21 protein-coding genes and 1 other annotated feature are annotated in these 24,124 nt (G+C 35.8%); of the genes, 12 read left to right on the forward strand and 9 right to left on the reverse strand.

The window, feature by feature from the left end:
* Positions 1–18: 18 nt before the first annotated feature.
* Together motP and motS are read left to right on the forward strand one after the other, a co-directional pair.
* Positions 19–849, forward strand: coding sequence for a flagellar motor protein MotP (gene motP, locus SH601_RS16095; RefSeq protein WP_319959358.1), 831 nt, complete (start codon positions 19–21; stop codon positions 847–849).
* Positions 839–1,624, forward strand: a complete 786-nt coding sequence (gene motS / locus SH601_RS16100) for a flagellar motor protein MotS (RefSeq protein ID WP_319959359.1) — start codon at positions 839–841, stop codon at positions 1,622–1,624. The genes motP and motS overlap by 11 nt, the downstream gene beginning before the upstream one ends.
* Positions 1,625–1,777: 153 nt before the next feature.
* Here the strand turns inward: motS and SH601_RS16105 are convergent, their stop codons facing one another.
* Positions 1,778–4,774: a transglycosylase domain-containing protein gene (locus tag SH601_RS16105; protein WP_319959360.1), complete on the reverse strand. Its 2,997-nt coding sequence runs from the start codon at positions 4,772–4,774 to the stop codon at positions 1,778–1,780.
* A 121-nt stretch (positions 4,775–4,895) separates the two neighbouring features.
* Positions 4,896–5,108: a binding site (T-box leader), on the forward strand.
* A 63-nt stretch (positions 5,109–5,171) separates the two neighbouring features.
* Between SH601_RS16105 and tyrS the strand changes: the two genes are divergently transcribed.
* Entirely contained in the window at positions 5,172–6,449 is a 1,278-nt protein-coding gene (tyrS, locus tag SH601_RS16110) for a tyrosine--tRNA ligase (protein ID WP_319959361.1), read from the forward strand.
* Positions 6,450–6,551: 102 nt separating this feature from the next.
* On the opposite strand, the gene cydS is transcribed toward tyrS, so the two are convergent.
* The 3 genes from cydS to SH601_RS16120 form a co-directional block, all read right to left on the reverse strand.
* On the reverse strand, positions 6,552–6,653 hold the full coding sequence (gene cydS, locus SH601_RS17680; protein ID WP_413775139.1) for a cytochrome bd oxidase small subunit CydS family protein: 102 nt from the start codon (positions 6,651–6,653) through the stop codon (positions 6,552–6,554).
* A gap of 62 nt (positions 6,654–6,715) precedes the next feature.
* Positions 6,716–7,732 (reverse strand): cytochrome d ubiquinol oxidase subunit II, encoded by a 1,017-nt coding sequence (locus SH601_RS16115; RefSeq protein ID WP_319959362.1) that lies wholly within the window; start codon positions 7,730–7,732, stop codon positions 6,716–6,718.
* A gap of 5 nt (positions 7,733–7,737) precedes the next feature.
* Positions 7,738–9,075: a cytochrome ubiquinol oxidase subunit I gene (locus tag SH601_RS16120; RefSeq protein ID WP_319959363.1), complete on the reverse strand. Its 1,338-nt coding sequence runs from the start codon at positions 9,073–9,075 to the stop codon at positions 7,738–7,740.
* Between the two features lie 347 nt (positions 9,076–9,422).
* Here SH601_RS16120 and SH601_RS16125 point away from each other — a divergent pair, with 347 nt between their 5' ends.
* From SH601_RS16125 to SH601_RS16155, 7 genes are all read left to right on the forward strand, one after another.
* The gene (locus SH601_RS16125; RefSeq protein ID WP_319959364.1) at positions 9,423–9,878 is read left to right on the forward strand and encodes an SRPBCC family protein; all 456 of its coding nucleotides are present in this window, start codon (positions 9,423–9,425) and stop codon (positions 9,876–9,878) included.
* A gap of 201 nt (positions 9,879–10,079) precedes the next feature.
* Positions 10,080–11,504 carry an alanine/glycine:cation symporter family protein gene (locus SH601_RS16130; protein WP_413775140.1) on the forward strand — a complete coding sequence of 475 codons (1,425 nt, stop codon included), beginning with the start codon at positions 10,080–10,082 and terminating at the stop codon, positions 11,502–11,504.
* A 290-nt stretch (positions 11,505–11,794) separates the two neighbouring features.
* On the forward strand, positions 11,795–12,826 hold the full coding sequence (locus SH601_RS16135) for a PhnD/SsuA/transferrin family substrate-binding protein (RefSeq protein ID WP_319959366.1): 1,032 nt from the start codon (positions 11,795–11,797) through the stop codon (positions 12,824–12,826).
* A gap of 165 nt (positions 12,827–12,991) precedes the next feature.
* Positions 12,992–13,756 carry a phosphonate ABC transporter ATP-binding protein gene (phnC, locus tag SH601_RS16140; RefSeq protein WP_319959367.1) on the forward strand — a complete coding sequence of 255 codons (765 nt, stop codon included), beginning with the start codon at positions 12,992–12,994 and terminating at the stop codon, positions 13,754–13,756.
* A 15-nt stretch (positions 13,757–13,771) separates the two neighbouring features.
* Positions 13,772–14,557 carry a phosphonate ABC transporter, permease protein PhnE gene (gene phnE, locus SH601_RS16145; RefSeq protein WP_319959368.1) on the forward strand — a complete coding sequence of 262 codons (786 nt, stop codon included), beginning with the start codon at positions 13,772–13,774 and terminating at the stop codon, positions 14,555–14,557.
* Complete coding sequence (locus SH601_RS16150; RefSeq protein WP_319959369.1) at positions 14,557–15,423, forward strand: ABC transporter permease subunit; 867 nt, start codon at positions 14,557–14,559, stop codon at positions 15,421–15,423. The genes phnE and SH601_RS16150 overlap by 1 nt, the downstream gene beginning before the upstream one ends.
* A gap of 235 nt (positions 15,424–15,658) precedes the next feature.
* Positions 15,659–16,864 (forward strand): serine hydrolase, encoded by a 1,206-nt coding sequence (locus tag SH601_RS16155; protein WP_319959370.1) that lies wholly within the window; start codon positions 15,659–15,661, stop codon positions 16,862–16,864.
* A 128-nt stretch (positions 16,865–16,992) separates the two neighbouring features.
* On the opposite strand, the gene SH601_RS16160 is transcribed toward SH601_RS16155, so the two are convergent.
* The 3 genes from SH601_RS16160 to SH601_RS16170 form a co-directional block, all read right to left on the reverse strand.
* The gene (locus SH601_RS16160; RefSeq protein ID WP_319959371.1) at positions 16,993–17,298 is read right to left on the reverse strand and encodes a hypothetical protein; all 306 of its coding nucleotides are present in this window, start codon (positions 17,296–17,298) and stop codon (positions 16,993–16,995) included.
* 783 nt (positions 17,299–18,081) lie between these two features.
* Entirely contained in the window at positions 18,082–18,684 is a 603-nt protein-coding gene (gene rpsD, locus SH601_RS16165) for a 30S ribosomal protein S4 (protein ID WP_319959372.1), read from the reverse strand.
* Between the two features lie 230 nt (positions 18,685–18,914).
* On the reverse strand, positions 18,915–19,394 hold the full coding sequence (locus SH601_RS16170; RefSeq protein ID WP_319959373.1) for a GAF domain-containing protein: 480 nt from the start codon (positions 19,392–19,394) through the stop codon (positions 18,915–18,917).
* 296 nt (positions 19,395–19,690) lie between these two features.
* On the opposite strand from SH601_RS16170, the gene ezrA reads away from it, so the two are divergent.
* Together ezrA and SH601_RS16180 are read left to right on the forward strand one after the other, a co-directional pair.
* A complete protein-coding gene (gene ezrA / locus SH601_RS16175; protein ID WP_319959374.1) occupies positions 19,691–21,397 on the forward strand; it encodes a septation ring formation regulator EzrA in 1,707 nt (568 codons plus the stop codon).
* Between the two features lie 25 nt (positions 21,398–21,422).
* Complete coding sequence (locus SH601_RS16180) at positions 21,423–21,728, forward strand: hypothetical protein (protein ID WP_319959375.1); 306 nt, start codon at positions 21,423–21,425, stop codon at positions 21,726–21,728.
* A 232-nt stretch (positions 21,729–21,960) separates the two neighbouring features.
* Here SH601_RS16180 and SH601_RS16185 read toward each other — a convergent pair whose 3' ends face one another.
* Positions 21,961–23,004, reverse strand: coding sequence for a tyrosine-type recombinase/integrase (locus SH601_RS16185; RefSeq protein ID WP_319959376.1), 1,044 nt, complete (start codon positions 23,002–23,004; stop codon positions 21,961–21,963).
* 188 nt (positions 23,005–23,192) lie between these two features.
* On the reverse strand, positions 23,193–23,543 hold the full coding sequence (locus SH601_RS16190) for an SRPBCC domain-containing protein (protein ID WP_319959378.1): 351 nt from the start codon (positions 23,541–23,543) through the stop codon (positions 23,193–23,195).
* Positions 23,544–24,124: the final 581 nt, after the last annotated feature.

Genomic DNA, 24,124 nt, shown 5'->3' on the forward strand with positions numbered 1-24,124 from the left:
ACTGGGGAGAGAATACGTATGAATAAAAGAGATTTATTTACTCCAATTGGCATTACTGTCGGTTTCTTTATGATTATCTTCGGGATTGTTAGTGCTGATGGAAGTGGAGGTTTTGTGGCGTTTTTGCAACTATCCTCCATATTTATTGTGCTTGGAGGTCTAGCAGCAGCACTTCTTGTAAATTTTAATATTCAACAGATTAAAGTAACCGGAAATGTTTTGAAAGAATCATTTAAGCGAAATGAGCAAAACTTACCGGAGTTAATAGCTCTATTTGAACGTTTATCTGACCGTGCTAGACGTGAAGGCTTGCTTGCATTAGAAAATGAATTAGAGGAAGTAGAAGATCCCTATATCAAGAAAGGTATTCTATTAGCTATTGATGGTATTGAGCCGGAAGTTATTAACGATATAATGAATGCTGAGGTAGACGCGATGGAAGAGCGTCATTATCGTGGTAGGTTAATCATCGAAAAAGCTGCTGAATATGCTCCTGCTTGGGGGATGGTCGGGACGTTAATTGGTTTAATCTTAATGTTGCAAAATTTAGATGATCCTTCAACACTTGGTCCTAGTATGGCGGTTGCTTTGTTAACGACATTTTATGGATCAGTGTTAGCTAATCTATTCTTTACACCAATGGCAGGTAAGCTTGAAACAAAGACAAATGAAGAAGTATTTATGAAACAAATCATTATCGAAGGGGTTATCGGAGTACAATCTGGTCAAAACCCGAGAATTTTAAAAGAGAAATTAAGTGCATTTTTATCTGAGAAAGAAAAACAACGTAAAGTAGAAGAGGAAGAAGAAGCGGAGAACGTGACGGAGGAATCTTTCAATGAAGCGTAAGAAAAGACGTTCAGTGCCAAAAGGGGCTCCGAAATGGATGGTCACTTATTCTGATTTAGTGACATTGATTTTAGTATTTTTTGTATTATTGTTTTCAATGTCTCAAATTGATGCAGTGAAATTCAAAGCTATTGCAGAGGCTTTTCGTAGCGAAACAATATTTGATGCCATGCCATCTATCATTGAGGAACAACATCCAACGGAAAATATGGAGATTTTAAAAGAGGAAGAAGATGATGATAAATCTGAAGATACGACTGCTGTCGATGAACAGGATGATGTAAGTGATACAGTAGATGGAATTCCGGATCAAGATGAGTTAGATTTGCTATTATCTGAAGTCGAGAATTATTTAGAAGAACATAACTTAAATGATGTTATTTCTGCGACAAGAAGTGATCAGGGAGTTGTGCTTGTCTTGCAGGAGAGTGTCTTGTTTGAAACAGGTGAAGCAGAAATTCTTGACCCAGCAAAACCTTTTTTAAATAAAGTAAATGCCTTATTGGCTGATATTCCGAATGAAGTTCGTGTAGAAGGTCATACAGATAATCGCCCTATTTCTAGCTATCGTTATCCATCTAATTGGGAGTTGTCTGGAGCGCGAGCAAGTAGTGTGATTCGCTATTTTCTTGAAAATAATGATAACCTTGATAATGATAGATTTATTGCGACAGGATTTGGTGATACAAGACCAGCTGCTTCTAATAACAATCCATCGGGTTGGAGTGAAAATCGTCGTGTAGAAATCGTTATTCTTGATGCATCTGATGATTAAACAGCAATATTGTTCTTATAAGCGGTGTAATATGTCCATGACATAGCACCGTTTTTTGTATCACGTGATGTAAATATATGTAAAAAGCAATTGATTGAAGCCATACTTCATAAGAAAAAGCACTTCCCATCACAGGAAAGTGCTTTTCTTTATTTAATCTTCACTATCTTCGTTTTCCTCAGCATCTGAATCGGAATCATCCTCAGCATTTTCTTGGCGGTCATCAGCCTCTTGAACTTCTTCTTCATCATTCGTATCTACATCAGCTTCACTATCTTCATTGCTTTCAGTTTTCTCTTCTTTCTCTTTACTTTCTTGCTTTTCTTTCTTGTTCTTCTTCTCTTCCTTTTCTTCATCCTCTTCCTCATCGTCAGAGAAGTCACCGTTTTCGATCACTTTACTTGGCTTCGATTCTTGTCCAAAGAAGTCCACTGCTGTTACATGATAGACGGCATCGTTACTTGGTATAGAAAAGTCTGTATCTGTAGTAGAACCAACTCGTTTAAAGTTATCATCCTCAGGATCACTTGCTCGATAAATTCGATAACCGATAATGTTGTCACCGCTAGCTGTTTTCCACGTTAATTTCTTACTGTCAATTTTTAAGGAACTAGGTGCACTAGGTGTTTTTCCTTTTTCTACTTGCGTGTCGTCTGTCGGATATTGAATATCTTGCCATGGACCAGATTTTCTAGCAGTTAGCTGCTTCATATTTGATAACTTGTCATAGCCCATATCTTTTAACCACTCAGGATTAAATGTAAAGCCGTCACCATCGATAAATTCCTCTGGTGTATCATCATTCGCTAATACAACATCTCCATCAATTGTTGCATATTTATCTTGAATTAAACTATAGTCTTTTTTCGATGGTACAAAATTCGCATTGAAAATATCTGATTCGACTAACCCAGCTTTACTACATTCATCTGAAGGAAGTAGGCCAGACACGGCACAATAAGATCTGGAGACAATACCATTTGGTCGTTCAAATCTATTAGATGGTGCCATTAATTCAGGATTTATTTCGGTTGCTGCATTAACAAGTTTTGCCCAATATACATTGTTTCGATTACTATAACCATCATCGAGACTTTGGTTATAATCATACCCCATCCAGCTTCCGAGTGTGACATTAGGATTTGTTGCTACAAACCATGTGTCTTTATAGTCATTGGAAGTACCCGTTTTGCCTGCCCAATCTACACCAGGATTAGATAAGCTAGATCTGGCAGCTGTACCGGTACCACGTGATAAAACATCACGCATCATATCGATCATTAAGTAACTAGTTTGTGGACTAAATACTTCGACTGGTTCACTCTCGTGTTGATAGATAACCTCGCCATCTTTTGTTTCAATCTTATCAATCATATAACCATCAACAAAGCTTCCATTGTTCCCAAAGGTTGCATAAGCATTGGTATTTTCTTCAACAGTAACACCGTTTTTAGTAGCACCTAGTGTTAAGGATAAGTTTACGTGGTCACCTTCTGTTAATGAGTCAAATCCCATTTTTGTTAGAAATTGCTCAGCAGGGTCCTGATCAATAATACTGTTATAGACTGACAACGCGGAAATATTATGTGATTTGTAAAGTGCTTCTCTCGCTGTCACAAGTCCATAATAGACACCCGAATAGTTTGTTGGTGGTCGATTGTAGCCTCGAAAATTTTGCGCAACGTCTGGTAGAACAGAGCCAGGCTGAACTTTACCTAATTCCATGGCAGGTCCATATGCAGCAAGAGGTTTCATCGTACTACCATTTGGTCTGGGGACAGATGTAGCATGATTCGCTTCGGCTATATCATAATCACGACCGCCGACAAAACTAATAATTCGACCCGTATTATTTTCAATCAAGACGCTACCAACTTGTACGGGTTGAACGAGTTGCTCTTCTTCTCCAGTTTCTGGATTTTCTACCATGATTGGTTGATTTGCATTGTTTCTTGCCAGCTTGTCACTTCCATAATTGTTGTATTCACGAGTAATCTTTTGGAAAACATCATAAATATCTTTATCAATCGTTGAATGGATTCGGTAACCATTACTACTGATTTCTCGCTCAGCTGTTATATGATATTGCTCATTTAACTCTTCATCTTTTACTAAATCTTCTTCGGAATACCCATCTTGTTCAGCTAGTAGCTTGGCTAAAACGGCAACTGCGTTTTTTTGCACTTCATTTACCAAAAATGGGTATTTCTTATAAACAGATTCCTCTGCTTCTTTGAAATCAGCAACAATATCATAATCCATTGCTTCGTTGTATTCATCTTGGCTAATATATCCTGCCTCATACATTCTGTTTAAGACAGTTTTCATTCGAGTTAAACCAGGCTGGAGTCCTTCCTCATTTTTTAAGCCGCCACTATTTTGAAAAGGAGTGTAATAAGAAGGACTCTGAGGTAATCCCCCGATGAAAGCTGCTTGTGCTAAATTTAATTCATCGGCATTTACTCCGAATATTCCTTGCGCCGCTGTTTGAACTCCTGCGATATTTTCTCCAGCAGCATTACGTCCGAATGGGACAATATTTAAATATGCTTCTAAAATTTGTTCTTTGTCAAAGAAATGCTCCAATCGCATGGCAAGCACCATTTCTTTTGCTTTTCGTTCGAATGATACTTCGTTTGTTAAAATTTGATTTTTAATAATTTGTTGTGTTAGTGTACTTCCACCAGTTTTTGTCGAGGAGTTCGTCATTTCCTGGAAGACAGCTCGAAGTATTGCTTTTGGCACAATACCGTTGTGTGTTTCAAAGTATTGATCTTCTGTTGCAATAACTGCATTTTGTACATACTCACTAATATTTTTAAGTTGTGTCTCATCACGCTGTAAGTCAGAGCGGACGTCAGAAAGAAACTCGTCATTAGCGAAATACAATTCTGTGGTTGAATCATAGTTATAGACTGCATTAACCATTTCTTCTTCTGTTTGCACATTTTCTTCATCTACTAGTGAGGCAAAATATCCTGCACCGATACCTGCTGTGAAGAACAATCCTATTATTCCGATGGTAATGAAGAATAAAATGACGTTCCAAATTATATGATAGCTGATTCTAGATGAACGCTGTATGTTTTTTCTTTGCCAACTATTACTAATAGACTTCTGTATTTTTTTCAGAAAATCTTTCCAATTCATTAGAAAACCTCCCAATTATTCCACTAGACATTATAACATAATCGTCAAATCATTATCTTTTTATTAAAACCATTGCATTTCGATTCAGAATATGCTATTAATGATATAACAATTAAACAGTGATAGTACGATGATGGTTTGAAGTAATAGCAGATTCCCTTTTCTAGAGAGCGAGCGGTTGGTGAAAGCTCGTAAATAATCTAGCTATGAATTACGTTCCGGAGTTTCTTCATGATGAATGAAGACGGTGCCTGTATGCATCGTTATTTCCTTAAGTGGCAGTTCTCTTTGAATTGCAACAAGGGTGGTACCACGGAATAATCTCGTCCCTTTTATGAGGGAGGAGTTTTTTTATTGTTTAAAACTATTGATGAAAGCGAAAAGGAGTGGCAGTAATATGCATATTTTAGACGATTTAGCTAAACGAGGTCTGATTCAGCAGACAACAAATGAAGAAGAGTTAAGAAAACATCTTGATGAGAATTTGGTTACATTATACTGTGGCTTTGACCCGACTGCGGATAGTTTACACATTGGCCATTTATTACCCATTTTAATGTTAAAAAGATTTCAAAAAGCAGGTCATCGTCCAATTGCCTTAATTGGTGGTGGGACTGGTTTGATTGGTGATCCAAGTGGGCGCTCAACAGAAAGATCATTAAATAGTCATGATGTTGTCAAAGGCTATAGTGAAAGTATTAAACAACAATTAGCAAGTATTTTAAATTTTGACCAAGGTGAAAATAGTGCTGTAGCTCGTAATAACCATGAATGGCTTGGTGACCTATCATTAATTGACTTTTTACGTGATACTGGTAAGCACTTTACGATCAATTACATGCTAGCAAAAGATTCAGTGGAAACAAGACTGGAGAATGGTTTATCATTTACGGAATTTACGTACATGATGCTACAATCTTTCGATTTCTTGAACTTATACGAAAAAGAAAACTGTACGCTTCAAATTGGTGGTAGTGACCAATGGGGTAACATTACTGCGGGGATGGAATTAATTCGTCGAAAACGATTTGATAATGAAGAAACAGAAGCAGACGTATTTGGACTTACTGTACCATTGATTACGAAAAGTGATGGTACAAAATTCGGTAAGACAGCTGGTGGAGCTGTTTGGTTAGATCCAGAGAAAACGACACCATATGAATTCTACCAATTTTGGATCAATACAGATGACCGTGACGTGATTCACTTCATTAAATTCTTTACATTTATGGACTTTGAAGAGATTAAAAGCTTAGAAAAAGAATTGCAAGAAGCACCTGAAAAACGTGTGCCACATAAACGTTTGGCAGAAGAAATGACAAAACTTGTACATGGAGAAGAAGCATTACAACAAGCAGAGAAAATTACAGCAGCATTATTCAGTGGTGAATTATCTAGCTTAAATGCAGCGGAAATTGAGCAAGGCTTCAAAGATGTACCATCCGTTACAGTAGAAAACAAAGAAATAGCGTTAATTGATTTACTAGTAGAAGCGAAAATCTCTTCTTCTAAACGTCAAGCACGAGAAGACATTAACAGTGGCGCTATCTATATTAACGGTGTAAGAAACCAAGAATTAACACACCAATTAACAGAAGCAGACCGTATTGAAGACAAATTTACGATTATTCGAAGAGGGAAAAAGAAATACTTCTTAATTCGCTTCACAAAATAAACAGTAAGAAAAAAGGAACACTTAAAAGGGGAGTTTGCCTCAGTAGTGTTCCTTTTTTGTTACATTTCATGTTCACTTCGTGTAGGGTACTTAGACTTCTAGTTATTGATCAATTTTCGTATCCTTTGTAACAAACCAAAAGGTAAACATAATACTTATAATGAGCACAATGAATGGGGCATAAAAATAGATAAATTCATCCATGGAATAGTCTCTCCTTACATTAATTTTTAGGTGAAACCTCTTTAACGAAAGAGTGGATTCGCTTATTTCATTTTGCCTTCCACATAGTCTTTATTAAATAAGAATAGTCGAAGTAACAACCAAAGAGATGGTATTAATAAGCATAGTCCGGCTATAAAGGCGATAATTAGAGCGAGTGCCATTCCTTCACTTGTAAAACCTTCATCTATTGTTAAATACGGATAAAGCAAATACGGGTAATGAGAAACGCCGTATGCATAAAACGCGATAAAGAACTGTCCTGTAAGCAAAAAGAAGGCAAGCCCATATGATTTCTTGCGCCATATTAAATAAACGGTGGCTATAAATAAAACACCAGACACAGCAAACATCCACCATAAATCGAACATTCTATTGAAGTGAGTAGGGTTATGTGTTCTAAGCTCGAAGATGATGCCTGATGCGGTAATGATAGCTGGCATTGCCCAAATTAATGCGTACTTCCGTAATAGCTCTGTTGCTGCTTTATCTTTTGCTTTGTTTGCATACCAAGTAAGAAATACAGCGGATATATATAGGACAGAAGTCAAGCTTAATACAACAATACTCCATGTTAATGGGCTTGTGAATAATGTTTGGTATTGTAATAGAAGCGCATCATTCTGTCTTTCAATAAAGCCGCCTTCTGAAATCGTTAAGACAATAGAGAGAGAAGCAGGAATTAATAATCCAGAAAAGCCATATAAGTATGTCCAAACATTGCTTTTTAATTTACCATAAGTCGTAAAAGCATAGTATGCACCACGTATCGCAAGTAAAACTGTTGCAAGACTTGCAGGAACTAACAAAACAGTACCATAGAAATAAGCGGTACTAGGAAAGAAACCAACGATTCCGACGAAGAAAAAGACAAGAAACACATTGGTAACTTCCCATACAGGCGATAAGTACCGCCTGACAATTTTGCTAATGATATGTTGTTTATTCGTTAATACACTATAGGCATGAAAAAAACCTGCTCCAAAATCAATCGAGGCAACAATGATATAACCAAACAAGAAGAGCCATAGTACGCTAATACCAATTATTTCATATGTCATAGCAATCACCGTCCATTCCGTTCATGATCTAGTAGCTCTTTTTCTACTGGATTATTTTTAAACATGCGTGTTAGCACAATGACACTAGCAATTCCTAGTACAGTGTATAACCCAATGAAGAGGTACAGCATGAGATCTACTTGATTACTTGTTGTGGCAGCATGTTCTGTTCGTAAAAAACCTCTTAATATCCATGGTTGCCTGCCGACTTCTGCTAACCACCAGCCTGCTTCGATGGCGATAATGGTTAATGGTCCTGTACTCACAATTAGCCATAGGAAGGATTTTCTGGCTACGAACTTTCTTTTTAATGCATTTCCAACAACATAGCATAGAGCAATAAGTGTGGCAAAAAGTCCGACGAATACCATAATATTAAACAAATAATGGATATAAAGTGGAGGAACTTCATCTTCAGGAAATTGATCTAAACCGATTACCTCTGAATTTGGGTTTCCATGTGCAAGAATACTTAATGCATAAGGAACCTCAATAGAAAATCTAATTTCATCTCCATTTGCTAAAAAACCGAACAAGGTTAACGAAGCTTGTTCTTCTGTTTCAAAGTGCCATTCCATTGCTGCTAATTTTTCCGGTTGATATTCTGCTAAATATTTGCCAGCGAAGTCACCGATAACAGCAGCGGCAATCGAAAATACGAGCCCTACCTTTAAGGTGAATAGTAACGCTTTTTTATGATAAACGTGATTAGAGCCTTTAATCATACGAAATGCTGCAATAGCTGCTAACACGAAAGCAGAGGTCATATATGCGGTAGCAACGACATGTGCAACTTTTGTCGGCATGGCTGGATTGAACATAGCAACAAGTGGTTCAACATTAATAAACTCACCATTCATTAATTCAAACCCTTGTGGCGCATTCATAAACGCATTGACCATCGTGATAAAAATGGCGGAGAAGGAAGCTCCTATTGCTACTGGGAGTAATAAAAGCATATGTTTCCGTTGATCACGAAATCTATCCCATGTATACAAATAGATGCCTAAAAAGATTGCTTCGAAGAAAAATGCGAATGTTTCCATAAATAGTGGCAAAGCAATAACATGCCCAGCTAATTCCATGAATGTAGGCCATAATAGATTAAGTTGTAGTCCAATCGCAGTACCTGTCACAACCCCAACAGCGACGGTTATAATAAAGCCTCTTGTCCACCTTCTTGCTAATAGGATGTAATGTTCATCCTGTTTTTTAATCCCTAACCATTGGGCTAAAAAAATAAGAAATGGAATACCTACACCGATTGTTGCATAAATAATATGGAATGATAAAGTTAATTCTGTTAACAACCTACTGTAAAAGACTGCTTGTTCACTTTCCATCAATTATTACCTCTCATCCTATAAAGATACGTCTTAGTAAAGATAAACCAATGACCAAAGCAACGAAAAAAGCTAAAAAAATTAACCACCGTTCTTGTTTTTTATACATAGTTGTATCCTCCGTTTAGCTTGAAGCTATTGGTAGTGTATAACTGACGCGGCTAGAATATACCTTTTTCACAATTATTTTCTTGCAAGAAATTGGTGGAAGAGATTTTATCACAGTGGAAATGCCCGAATACCTCTGACTTTCAGCTTCCAGTGAAAACAAGGAGGCAAAGTGGGAGAAAAAAGGACATTAACTTCCTGATAAGTCTCACTTTATTTACTTAGGAGGGATTGTATTTATGCCGAATGGTACACATTTTGTTAAAGTAAATTTGCCGATTGAGTATGTATGGGAGTTTGTAAGTGATATGAATAGGTGGGCACCTTTAGTACCTGGTTATATCAAACACGACATTATTGATGAACGTCAATCGACATGGCACTTCAAAGGGGATGTAGGGAAGATTCAAAAGACAATTGGTCTAAAAGTGCAGATTAAAGAATGGTTGGAACCAAATAGTGTAACATTTGATTTAACTGGCATTGGGGAGAACGTGAAAGGTGACGGATATTTCTTAGCAGAGAGAGATGGGAAAGAGGTAACAAATATTACCGGTTACCTCCAAATTGCAGCTGGTGGAATGATGGCACCAGTTATTAATAATGTATTAAAATCGATTGTTCCGAAAACAACCATTGAATTTACTGACAGGATTGCAAGCAGATTAATGGCGGAGCATACAGTCTCAAGGTAAAGTGAAACTACAATTAGTCGGGATAGCGAAAGCTTTCACTAGGATAAAAAATAAGCCAGCTTGAAAAGCTAGGTATATTACTGTTTACAGCCTTTGTCCATAAATTGGATGAAGGCTCTACTTGTTTTTTGCCTAAAAATATATTATATTTATATTTTTGAAGGATAGTTTTTATATGAGAGGAGTGACAATTTGGAAACTATTGAACTTATTGCTTCTAAAATAGTTGAATGGGGTAATTCGGTTTTATGGGATTATGTGCTGATTTATTTACTTATCGGTGCGGGTCTGTATTTTACCCTTCGCTCAAGATTTGTCCAGTTCCGTTTGTTCGGTGATATGTTTAAAGTAATAACGGAAGAAGCTACAGATCAAAGTGGAAAAAGAGGAACCAATGCTTTCCAAGCGTTTAGTATAACGATCGCATCACGAGTTGGAACAGGGAACTTAGCTGGTGTAGCTTTAGCTGTTGCGATTGGTGGACCAGGTGCAGTTTTCTGGATGTGGATTATTGCCTTTATCGGGATGGCGTCAGCATTTATTGAAAGTACACTAGCCCAAGTATATAAAGTACCAGATAAGGATGGTTTCAGAGGTGGACCAGCTTATTACATGGAGAAAGCTTTAGGGCAAAAATGGATGGGTATCTTGTTCTCGATTCTCATTACTATTACATTTGGATTTATTTTTAATGCCGTACAAGCAAATACGATTTCTGCTGCTGTGGAGGAAGCTTTTCACATCGATAAAGTATGGACGGGCATAGTACTTGTTGTGTTAGCTGGCTTAGTTATTTTCGGTGGTATTAAACGTATTGCAAATGTTGCTGGAGTAATTGTTCCTATCATGGCAATCATTTATATGCTTGTTGCATTCTATGTCGTGATTATTAATATTACGGAAATACCACATGTGTTTATGTTAATTATTAACAGCGCATTTGGATTAGAAGAAGTGTTTGGTGGTGGAGCTGGTGCAGCAATGATGTATGGTATCCGCCGCGGGCTTTTCTCTAATGAAGGTGGTATGGGTAGCGCACCAAATGCTGCGGCAACAGCAGGTGTCAACCACCCAGTTAAACAAGGACTTGTACAATCGTTGGCAGTCTTTTTCGATACGATTGTCATTTGTAGTCTAACAGCATTCATTGTGATTTTGTATGATAATGTGATGAATGCACCAGAGGATGGAATTCAGTTAACGCAGGTAGCTTTAAGTTCACAAGTAGGTGAATGGGCATCGATTTTCTTAGCCATTACAATTTTCTTCTTTGCCTTCAGTTCTGTAGTTGGGAACTACTATTATGGTGAAACGAACGTTAGCTTCTTAAGTCCAAAAGGTATTTGGTTAACGATTTATCGTTTAGCGGTTTTAGCGATGGTCATGTTCGGCTCAATGGCATCGATCCAACTTGTTTGGGACATGGCAGACTTATTTATGGCGCTAATGGCTGTAGTAAACTTAGTTGCGATATTATTACTAGGTAAAATCGCTCTAGATGTCTTGCAAGATTATGTGGGACAGCGAAAACAAGGGAAAGATCCAGTGTTCCATTATAAAAATGTTAAAGGTCTAAAAAATATTTCATGGTGGGGCGCACAAGACGAAAAAAAAGATAATAAGTAATGGAGGGATCCTTCTAATAAGCTGATGACTTATTAGAAGGATTTTTTTGCGTTAGCATTAAGAAGTAAATACATAACTTAAGTGGATGCATAAACAATCATCCATAAAATATCGACTTTAAGGTTCAAGTTGTAACAGTGTAAGCCTTATGTTTTAATAATGTGAATTATCTTAAAATAATGTAAATAAAATGTAAATTTAACCATTTATACTATTTTTTGTGGTTTAATATGACTAGCTTCTTAGAGACAACTGCATGGCTAAATTAAATTGATCATGGGGGAATTATGATGCAAAAGAAATGGATGGCAGTATTAGTGTTTGCAGTGGCTTTATTCGGTTTAGCAGCTTGTTCATCTGATGATGCACAAGGACAAGAAGGTGGAGCAGGTGATGTAATTGATATCGTCTGGTATCCAAATGAGTCGGGGAATGATTTAAAAACTGCACGTGATGCAATTGGCGAGCAAATTGCTGAAGCGACAGGAAAGGAAGTAGAGCATCACTTAACAACAGATTATGCGATTGCGATTGAAACGATTGTGAATAATAATGCAGCATTAGCCTTTATGGGTGCACAAGGATATATCGAAGCTAATGAACAAAATGATGCAATTAAACCAATAGTTGTATCGACAGGTTCATCTGGTACATTAGATGATGCTATGTACCATAGTTGGTTAGCAGTAAAAGTAGATGAGGCAGACGACTTCAAAGACAATGGTGAGTTTTCTCTAGATACGATAGAAGATAAGCGATTCTCATTTGTTTCAAATAGTTCAACATCTGGCTTTGTCGTTCCATCATCAACCATTTTAGATTATTTTTCGGATAAAGATTTAACAGAAGAAGATTTGATGGAAGACGGTCCACTATTTTCACAAGTTTTATTTGGGGGATCACATCAGGGCTCAGCTGTTAATTTATTAAATGATAGTGCGGATGTAGCAGCGTTCTGTGATTCTTGTGTTGATAATTATGTTGAGATAGCAGAAGGTGAAGAGAATACAGTTGGAAGTGTGTATCGTGTAAAAGATGATGCAGAGGAACCTTTTAATACAGTTCCCGGGGAAGAATTTACATTAATGAGCGTAACACCAGTACTTAATGCACCTTTTGTTGCGAATATGGATGTATTAGGGGAAGAAAATTATGAAGTGATTCAAGAAGCGTTTGCTTCTGATGAAATGGCCAATAATGAGGATGTTTTTGTTCCTAGTGATTCAGATGCATCAGGACTATTTAGTAAATCAGGTGAGGAAAGATTTGTTCCAGTTGAAGATGAGTGGTTCAATCCAATCCGTGAACTTTCACAAAATTAAGGTCTAATTGAATAAATGGAGACTTCAATCAGTGGGAGTTTTAACTCCCACTGATTGTTAGCGAAACTTATCAGGAAGACAGTGTCCGTAATAAATGCTGTGAGGGGTATGCGTGAATAATGCATACTCCCTATTTTCAAATAAATGAAAAAAGGAGTTTTTTTCATGTCACTGCTTAACGTAGAAGGCTTAAGTAAGTTTTATGATGGAGAGACAAAAGTATTAAACGACATTAATTTTGAAATAAAATCTGGCGAGTTTGTATCTGTAATTGGCCCATCTGGTGCAGGTAAATCTACGTTGCTTCGTTGTATTAATCGATTAGTAGATATTAATGAAGGAAAGGTATTGTTTGATGGATTAGATGTAGCCTCTATGAAAAAGAAAGAATTACGCAAATTGCGTACAAATATTGGAATGATCTTTCAACATTATAATCTTGTTCCACGATTAACAGTTATTGAAAATGTGCTTCATGGTCGCTTTGGGTATAAGTCAACATTACAAGGTGTTTTAGGCATGTTTACCGAGAAAGAAAAAGAGCAAGCATTTCACTTACTAGAGAAGCTAGGTATTGCTGAACATGCGTATAAACGTTGTGATCAATTGAGTGGTGGACAACAGCAACGTGTAGGTATTTGTCGCGCACTTATTCAAGAGCCAAAATTAATTCTTTGTGATGAACCAATTGCTTCATTAGATCCCAATTCTTCAAAAGTAATAATGGATTATTTACAGTCTATTAGTTCTGAAATGGGAATTACCTGTATTGTCAATCTGCATCAAGTAGAAGTAGCCAAAGAGTATGCAAGTAGAATAATAGGACTTAGAAAAGGTGAAGTAGTTTTTGATGGTGCTAGTCAATTTCTATATAATGAGCAGATTGAGAATATTTATGGCATTGAATCAAGGGAATTAATTACGGTGTAAGGAGAAGATAGTAGGATGAATGAGAAGCAAATGCGCAAGAACAGATGGCAAACGACATTCTTTTTTATTGTGATCATTATTATTACGTATTTATCTGCCGCAATTACAAATTTTCATTTTATAGATAGTGTAAAAACGATACCGAAAGCGTTTGAGTGGATACTTTCGAATCTAATTGTTTCTATGGAATCATTAGAAAAACTACCGCAAATACTTGATAAATTAGGTGAAACAGTCTTTATGTCGATTGCTGCTACTACATTGGCTGCTGTCGTTTCGTTATTTCTAGCAATAATGGGATCAAAAACAACGAAGGTTAATAATTTTTTCAGTGCGATTGCAAGATTAATTGCCTCGTTTTCTAGGAATATACCGGTTGTCGCATGGTCACTTATTCTATTAATATCATTTGGTCAAAATTCGTTAACAGGCTTTTTAGCGTTGTTTGTTGGAACGGTTGGTTTCTTGACAAGGGCATTTATTGAGTCGGTAGACGAAGCAAATCAAAGCTCGGTTGAGGCACTTACAGCGACTGGTGCTACTTATTTTCATATGATTAGTAAGGCCGTGCTTCCGCAAAGTTTACCACAGATGTTAAGTTGGATCCTATTTATGATTGAGACAAACATTCGTAGTGCTACACTTGTTGGTATATTAACAGGGACAGGTATTGGTTATATGTTTGATTTATACTATAAAACAATGAATTATAATCTTGTTGCACTGATAACATTAACAATTATCATTACGGTTATCCTTATTGAATTAGCTTCTAATAAAATACGGAGAGTGATCTTGTAATGGAAATGGCGAAAGAATTGAATACAGCACTAGTTAAGCGTAAGAAAAATGGAAAGATCAATATTAAGTCAGGTAATAAAATTGATAAAGTAGTGAACTGGACGATATGGATTTTAGGTATTTTAACGATATTAGCGTTTTTCTTTTTTGATTATACAGGTTTAAATTTAGAAAGAGCAATTACTGGAACATTTCATAACTTAAAAGTGATGTTTCTTGAGCCAACGTTAAACCACTTTAGCTGGGGGGAAGCCTTTTATCAAGTGGGGATTACGTTAGGTTTAGGTGTACTAGCGACAATATTAGGTGCGATTATTGCATTCTTCCTTGCGTTAATGGCAGCGGAAAATTTATCAAAGCCTTGGTTGTCACGCTCTGTTCGAGTAGTTGTAGCATTAATTAGAGCTGTTCCGACTGTATTATGGGTATTGATTTTTGCAATAGCGGCAGGTCTTGGAAGCGAGGCAGCTGTTTTAGGGATGTTATTTCACTCTGTAGCTTATTTAGTAAAGGCTTTTTCCGAATCGTTTGAGGAGATAGATCCAGGAATTATTGAGGCACTAAGAGCAACAGGCTCTAAATGGTGGCATATTGTGGTAAAAGGGGTATTACCATCGACATTTACATATTTATTATCCTGGACATTTTTACGATTTGAAATCAATTTTTCTGTAGCAGTTGCAATGGGAGCTGCAGCAGGTGCAGGTGGAATTGGATTCGAATTGTTTATGGCATCTGGTTTTTACTTCGACTTACGAGAAGTAGGATTTATCACATATGCAATCTTAATTATTGCGATTATTCTCGAATTGGTTTCTACAAGGTTGAAGAATCGTTATTTTCCATCAAGTGCTCAGACGGTGTAAATATAATATATATATGAAACAGCCTAGATTTTTTGTTTAGGCTGTTTTAACTTTTTATTCAACGTATCAGACTTTTATCATTTAAAAATTGTGGGGCGGAATTTCGTTACCATATTATTCTTTTTATGATACAATACGGATTAGTAGTAACCGTTCTCAATATTCGAAGAAACATTAACACGTAAATAGTCTAACTAAATAATAATTGATTCGAGAAAAGAAAGGATTAAAGTAAATGCCTTTTTACTTATGGTTTATTGCTATTTTTATCATTTTTTTATCCGTACTACCTTTATTTTTAAAGCAGAATAGAACTAGTTGGCAGATGAAACGGGCAGTTATTGTGACTGTTGCTGTTCTACTAGCTATATGGATGATAGCAATTTTAGACGTCTCTCTATTTGTGTTTTGCCTTTATATTGGAATAATAATCGTTATTCTGTCTTTAAGTTATGATGATCCAGATTACGTGCAACGATATATCGATAAGTACCCAGAATTAGTATCATTGATTATTTGCGTAAATGGAAAAGAAGTAATGAGTGCTAGAAGTGAGGTAAAGCGGCCGCTTGCAAGTGTCGTAAAAATATTGATAGCGATTGCTTACACGAATCAAGTAGTAGAAGGAAAGCTTGCTCGTAATGAACGTGTGAATATAGCAGAATTAGAGAAGTTTTATATTCCAAATACCGATGGAGGAGCGCATCCAGCTTGGTTAAAAGAGATGAAGACATCAGGTAATCTATCCAATAATGAAGTAACATTACATGCTATAACAAAAGGGATGATCAAATATAGCTCCAATGCTAATACGGAATTTTTGATAGATAAATTAGGAGCAGATTCTATTAATCAAGTAATAGCAGATTTAGCTTTAAAAGATCATGACCCTGTATATCCTTTAGTGTCAGCTTTACTAGTTCCATCATATGTAGAAAAACATCAAAGTGAATTAAGTTCCTTGCAAGTGAAAGAAAAGCTTCAAGCGATGGATATGGAAGAATATCGAGGGATTACGTGGTCCGTTCATCACCAATTGAAACAAGGTGATTCTTCTTTGAAAGATAATTGGAAGATAATACCGCTGAATTTGCAAAAAATATGGTCTGATAGATTACCGAATGCGACAGTGAAAGACTATGCAAAAGTGATGCATGCTATTTCTAATGATGAGGCTACATTACCGAAAGGTGCAAGTATCCTTCGTAATATCATGGAATGGCCAATGGAGAATAAGGTGAACAAACAGCAATATGCACAACTTGGTGGAAAAGGAGGCTCTACTGCCTTTGTTTTAAACAATGCATTATATGCAGAAGATCATCAAGGTCGACAAGTAGAATTCGTTTTGTTTACAGAAGGTTTTTCTTTTATGGAGCGGATGAAAATGAATCAAAACCTGAATAGATTTATGAAGAAAGTGATTAGGGAAAGGTTGTAGGAAGAGGGGGATATCATGGGAGAAACGTCCGTAATCTACGGTTCGAGTTGTAACAAAAGAGGATATACGGACGATAATTACTATATTATATCCTTCAGTTAAAGCGGGAAGGGGCTTGTTGTTAACTACTAAAGAAAGATAATGAAAATGCTTGCAGTAACAAAAGAAACAAAAAATATTGGAAGATAATACGTTTTCTTTTTCTGCTCATCTTTGTTTTTCGTAAACAGTCGCCATCCAGTAAGGAGACCGATAAACATGCCGATTATTCCACCACGTAAAATAGTGATCATATACTCGTCTGCTGGCAAGGAACTTATGATAGAAACTCCGTTGCCGAGCGGATTTACTTGCGTATAACTGACAAACAAGATAGAGATAGCTAATCCGAACAAAAAGCCATATAGCCCTGATTTAATGAAATAACGTTCCATATGTATGCTCCTTTTATTACATTAATTGGATGAATGGAATTTATATACAATATATTGTAGCATTAAACATAGACGAAAGGAAGGTGATGAATTAACCTATTATTATATTGCTGCAGATATAGAGCTTCATGCGGGGTTACATAGTGAAGAGGGTTTTAGAATAGACAAGAGATAGTAAGTGTAGATAATACTCTCGATATAATGAAAAGCGAACAAAAAGTGTTGGAGCTTGATTATCCTGTGAAAATTGAAACTTTCGATCTGTGTGATCCAGAGAACTTATACCTGATACAATGTATGAATTAACTTTACTGTACTGTACAATTATATTGAAGTAACACAGAGTTATAAGCGATGCACGATTGAGATTGCTCATCTGCTAAATTATCAAAGAGCATCTTTTAAAGTAAAACAACGAAATAAACTCCTGCTGAAACAATTTATTTCACCTAGTCAATTAGCTATACATGATGAAGTGGTATTGATAAAAAAAGATACCGAATTGGTAAGTCGATTTTTAAATTACAGTACAAGAACAGGAGATGTGTTAAGATAAGTTTGAATTTTTTCTAGATATTTTAACGTTTGAGTAATCATGAATTCGTCGCTATTGTACATAATGGTTTTCAAAGAGCTTCATAAACAGTTTCTTTTCATGGATCTGGGCTATGTATTAAACTACCGCAAATTTACTGTAAATAGATAAATGAACAAAAAACCCTAGAAAACTTGATAAACAAGGTTTCTAGGGTTTCTAATACTGTTAAAAAATATTCTCTAAAATTAACGAGAGTAGAACTCAACGATTAGCGCTTCGTTAATTTCAGCTGGTAATTCAGAACGCTCTGGTAAGCGAGTGAAAGTACCTTCTAATTTGTCTGCGTCGAAAGTTACGTATTCTGGTGTGAAAGTGTTAGCCTCTACAGCTTCGGCAATAATATCAAGCTTTTGAGATTTTTCACGAACACCGATAACTTGACCAGGTTTTAATTGGTAAGATGGAATATCTACACGGCTTCCATCAACAGTAATATGACCGTGGTTTACTAACTGACGTGCTTGACGACGAGTTCTAGCAAGACCTAGACGGTAAACAAGGTTGTCTAAACGAGATTCAAGAAGAATCATGAAGTTTTCACCGTGGATACCTTTGATCTTAGCAGCACGATCAAATAGTTTACGGAATTGACGTTCGTTCACTCCGTACATGAAACGTAATTTTTGTTTTTCTTGTAATTGTAAACCATATTCAGATAGTTTACGACGTTGATTAGGTCCGTGTTGACCTGGTGCGTAAGGGCGTTTGTCTAACTCCTTACCAGTACCTGTTAATGAGATACCAAGACGACGAGACTTTTTCCATACAGATCCTGTATAGCGAGCCATTGTGCATCTTCTCCTTTATATATGAATTTTGCATAAAATAAGACAGTGCGTCCCTCTCCTGACAGCCATTTTGTTTTCATGTATCCTCGCCCTAGTAGCAGAGAGTTACTCGATACACCTTATTTAGATAAGGAACAGAATGGTCAGCCGGCGGTTCACATAGGCTACCTTTTTTACACAAAGTCCATTATATGATGCAAAGCTGCTAATGTCAACAGTATCTGTTTATTCTATAAATATTTTTCTAGTGTTTTCACGAATTCTTCTAAATATTTTTGATCTGTTTCATCAAATCGGTTTTTAATAGGGCTATCGATGTCAAGTACACCAAAGATTTCGCCGTCTTTTAAAATTGGGACAACAATTTCGGATTGACTAGCTGCATCACAAGCGATGTGACCAGGGAATTGGTGAACATCTGCTACTAATTGTGTTTTATTCTCAGCAACAGCTGTACCACAAACCCCTTTGCCACTCTTGATGCGAACACATGCAGGTAATCCCTGGAATGGACCAAGCACTAATTCATCTTCTTTCCAAAGATAGAAACCAACCCAATTCACTTCATCTAAAAATTGGTTTAATAAAGCTGATGCGTTTGATAAATTAGCGATCACATCAGGCTCATCATATAATAAAGCATCTAATTGTTTGATAACGATTGGATAATTTTTCTCTTTTGTTCCTTTATATTCTTTTGTTTCGAACATAGTTCCCCGCTCCTTTTTCAAGTAAACACAGTGTTAATTTTATTTATCATACAATAGATTATAAAAAGTGACAAATTAACCAACTTATCAGATAGAATGTAATGAAATAATGAATGCTATACAGTAATATTTATAGAAATAAACAGATTTCGATAAAAATATTCAAAAATAGTAAAAATCTTAGCAAAATGGTGTAGAAACATGGTATCATAACTAGTAATAATAAAGTCGTTTAAAAATAGGGAGAAATTATATACATATACAAGTTTATCGGTTGCTATGAAGGAGGATTACTTATGTTGGAATTCGTGATCGGCGGAATTCTTATTATTATCGCACTACTTATTGTCGGGTTAATCTTTAGGAAGAAGGTCTATGATAATGTCGATCAGCTAGAAGCTTGGAAAATGGACATTATGAATCGAAATGTGACTGCTGAATTAGCAAAAGTAAAAAAACTAAATTTATCAGGGGAAACACTAGAAAAATTTGAAGGATGGAAAGACAATTGGGACTATATCCTGACAAAGGAACTTCCTGATTTGGAAGAATACTTATTAGATGCAGAAGAATCAGCAGATAAATTCCGCATTAAAACAGCTAAAAAAGACCTACAACAAGTAGACAAAGCACTACAAAAAATTGAAAATAATATTGAAACCATGTATAAAGAATTGGATCATTTGTTGAATTCTGAAAAATATGTGCGTAATGAAATAGAAGAATTAGAGCCAAAATTAAAAGAGTTGAAGAAATATTTATTACATAACCGAACACAATTTGGTAAAGCAGAAAACATTTTTGAATCTGAATTAACGAAGCAAGAAAAGAGACTATCTGAATATTCCTCTTTAACAGAAGAGGGAAATTATATTGAAGCACAAGGTTTGATCGAAGAGTTAAAACAAGAAGTCGAGAAAATAAATGATCGTATTAGTGCCTTTCCAGAGCTCTATCGCAAATGTAAGCAACATATTCCTGAACAAATGAAGGAATTAGTTAGAGGGATGGCCGAAATGGAAGAGGATGGCTATCGGGTTCAGCAGTTTGGATTTGACAAAGAATTAAAACAGTATGAAAACATGCTAAAAGCCGCAATGAAAGAGCTGGATAATGGTGAAATACAATCTATTGAGGAATCACTTGTTCAAATGGAAGACCGTCTTAATGAAATGTTTCAGTTGTTAGAGAAAGAGGCAACATCCAAGTCAATCGTTGAAAGTCATTTTCCGAATGAGAAGCAACGATTACAAACAGTTAAGGAGCAAATTGAGAGTGCTTCAGAGGAAATGAAGGAACTACAAAAAACATATTATTTAGAAGAAACAGATTTAGAATTATTGTTAAGTATAGAGAAATGGTTAGATAAGACAGTAAATCAATTTAAAAACATTGAAGAAGATTATGAAGGACGTAAGGCAAATCATTTAGATATTAAAGAAAAATTAGAGATCTTCTCAGAAGAAGTAAGTAAGTTGGAGAAAGCACAGGAAGATTTTCAATTACAAGTAAAAGATTTAAGAAAAGACGAACTAGAAGCAAAAGAAAAAATTGCTGAATTGAAGAAACAATTGATTTATACCGAGAAGAAATTGCAAAAGAGTAATATACCTGGAGTACCATCATTCATTATCAATTCATTAGAAGAGTCAACAGAAAAATGTGAAGTGGTATTGGGTTATTTAGAGAGATCACCATTAGATATGGGGAAAGTACAACATAGTATCACAGAAGCAGCAAAATCTGTCGATCATTTCGTTGAACAAACAAATTTATTACTTGATCAAGCACGTTTAGTTGAGTTAGCAATTCAGTATGGGAATAGATACCGCAGTTCACAACCACAGCTTGCTGCACAGTTAGCAGAAGCGGAGAAATTGTTTAGAAACCACAAATATGAATCAGCATTAGAAACGGCTGTGCAAGCATTAGAACAAGTAGATGCAAATGCTATGGCTAAAATTGAAGAAATGGATAAAGCTTTACAGCAAATGGCTAATTAGTCATGATAAAGGATGTTAAATAGATATGAAGTGGATTGTAGTCGCACTGTCTGCGTTAACTGTTAGCCTTTGGGGAGTAGTTTTATATCTGTCATTTCAAACAGGGGAGGATAGTCATCTGTCAACTGCCGCAGAAGGCAGGGTGCAACCATTGCAAGTGAAAGCATCAATATCGGTAATAGATGGAAAGTTTCCTCCTGATGAGAAAGTGGACCCAATAGATGAGCAAGAGCAACAGTCGTCTTTAGAAGATGTTGTTAATCAGATTAGTGATGATGATATGGTTGGAATCGATGAATTGTTATCTGCATTAGATATTGCGTATGAATAGTAAAGAGAGAAGATATTCCTGTTTTGACAAAGGGATATCTTTTCTACTGTATAGACAGGCATAACTATTTTTAAATACAGCAAAATATCATAAGCTATGCCAATGTTAATTGAAAAACAGAGGAGTTACGACATGATTTATCTAGATAATAGTGCTACAGTGATAGTAAGGTGCTAGTATATCAATGTTTATAAGTGCTCTGGTGTTAATAAGTGACCAAAAAGTGACCAGATTAGAGTATTTCATTGAACAAGTCACTAGCTTTTGATTTGTCTGTTTCAGTTAAATGGCTATAAATATTCATAGTGATGCTGATATCGCTATGCCCTAATTGTTCTTGGAGAATTTTGAAATTAACCCCTTTACTCAACATGAAAGACGCATAAGAGTGTCGTAACTCATGGAAAGTTATTTTAGGGAGGTCGTATTTCTCAATAATCCTTACCCAAGCAGCTCCTGCAGATCGTGGATGTTGTGGATATCCATCCTCTTTCGTGAAAAGAAAATTAATAATATTTCCTTCGTCATCGACCATTGGCTTCCAAGCACTTCCCATTTCGACTCGAAGTTTCTTTTGTTTTTTTACATAACTTTTTACTTCTTTCATAAACGAGTCTGGCACGTTTACTGTACGAGGTATTTTGTTCTTAGGTGGTCCTAGTGTAAGTTTTTTCTTTTCTGTATCAAAATGCAGGGATCTATCAATAAGAATGGTATTGTTTTTAAAGTTTATACACTCTAGTCGAATTCCGCCTATTTCTCCCATTCGTAAACCAACCAAAGCTGCCAATTTAATTTGTATCTTATGCTTCTCATTTACGTGATCTAGTATTTCAAAAAGATTCTGTAGTTGTTGTCCATCGTAAAATCTCAGTTTCTTCTCCTTCTTTTTTACTTTTGGAGGCTTCATACCATTCATAGGATTATCACTGATAACTCTCCACTCAATAGCTTTAGCAAAAATGCTTTTGAGAACAACATACTTAGCTAATGCCATATGCTCACTTTGTTCTTTCCATTCTTTCAGCTTTTCAACAATGTGAAATGTTTTCATTTTGAATAATTTATGGTTTTTGAATTCGTCTAATATACCATTATTTAAGAGGTATAGATAATCGTCTTTTGATTTAACAGACAGATCTACACGAACATAATTGTTTAGCCATCTATCTACAAAATTACCAAAAGTAATATTATCTCCTTTTTCTATATTCTCTTTATTGGCAGTTTCTATCTCGGAATCTGTAATAGCTTTATTAATTGCTCGTTTGGACATAGTTTTCAGTCGTACAGTTTTGGTAAATCTTATTCGTTCTCCAGTTTCTTCATCTTAAATATAAACTGTGTAATTGAACTAACACACCCTATAGTTGAACAAGAAAAGCGACGTTTATTCAACTATCGTGCCCTTTGCTTAAGGTCTATGTTATTTATAAAGATACTAAAAATGATTTTTATAGTTTGTCATTCTGTAAAGGTAGCTAGATTCTCCAGTGTGGAGATTAACCCCTCGTCATGATCCGCCTTTCTTACTCCTTCAGGTACGTTTTCACAAACGATAGTGCCCTTTGTGCCTTCTGAAACGGCTTCTAAGTACCACGTCTGTATCATCTCGCCTGAAAATGCAGGATGATTCGAATCGAATTTTACTGATAGTACAATTTTCTTGTCTGGAACCAACTCCAAAAACATCCCTTGGGAAACATCAGTGTTTTCCGAAGTCTTTCCAGGGGTTGAATGGTCTAATTCGTACGTGAGGGTCATACTATAATTTCCACCTTTTCGAGGCTCAAACATGTCAATATGACCCGACATTCCTTTAGGTGGAAGCCATAAAACTAACGATTCTGGATTCAAGAATGCCTGAGATGGTTTGTGGTGATGCCAGAATCACTCTTGAAGCAGAGTCTATTCTTCCATTAGTTGACCTATTTGTCATAATAAAACTCCCTTTTCTATTTTAAAGTTTCTGCCACTAAGTCTTTTTTTTAGTTTATTACGTATGAATGCTAATAGTCTCTTCCAGATTGCTAAATATACGTATTTTAACGTTCCCTTCTTCATAATACCATAATATTCAAAAAACATTTCTTAGAAAAAAAGACAATCGTTTAAATGACCGCCTTATTGAACTTTCGCACCAGTTAGCTTAAATACATTTTTACAATGTCTTTTATGAAAATAAAAAGTGGGTATTCAAAATATATTTTGAAATACCCACTATCTCTTCTTTTGCTTCCTACTTTGCAAGTCTAAAATTGAGTTTAAGAATGATTAGTTAAATGAGAATGTAATTTTTTAAACAAAATTACATTAATGTCAAACTGGTAATAATCAGCAAGTACAAGAACTAACCCTTCAACTACATTAAGTGCATTAGAATAGGCAAGATATAA

Source organism: Gracilibacillus pellucidus (genome assembly GCF_033949965.1).
Taxonomy (GTDB): Bacteria; Bacillota; Bacilli; order Bacillales; family Amphibacillaceae; genus Gracilibacillus; species Gracilibacillus pellucidus.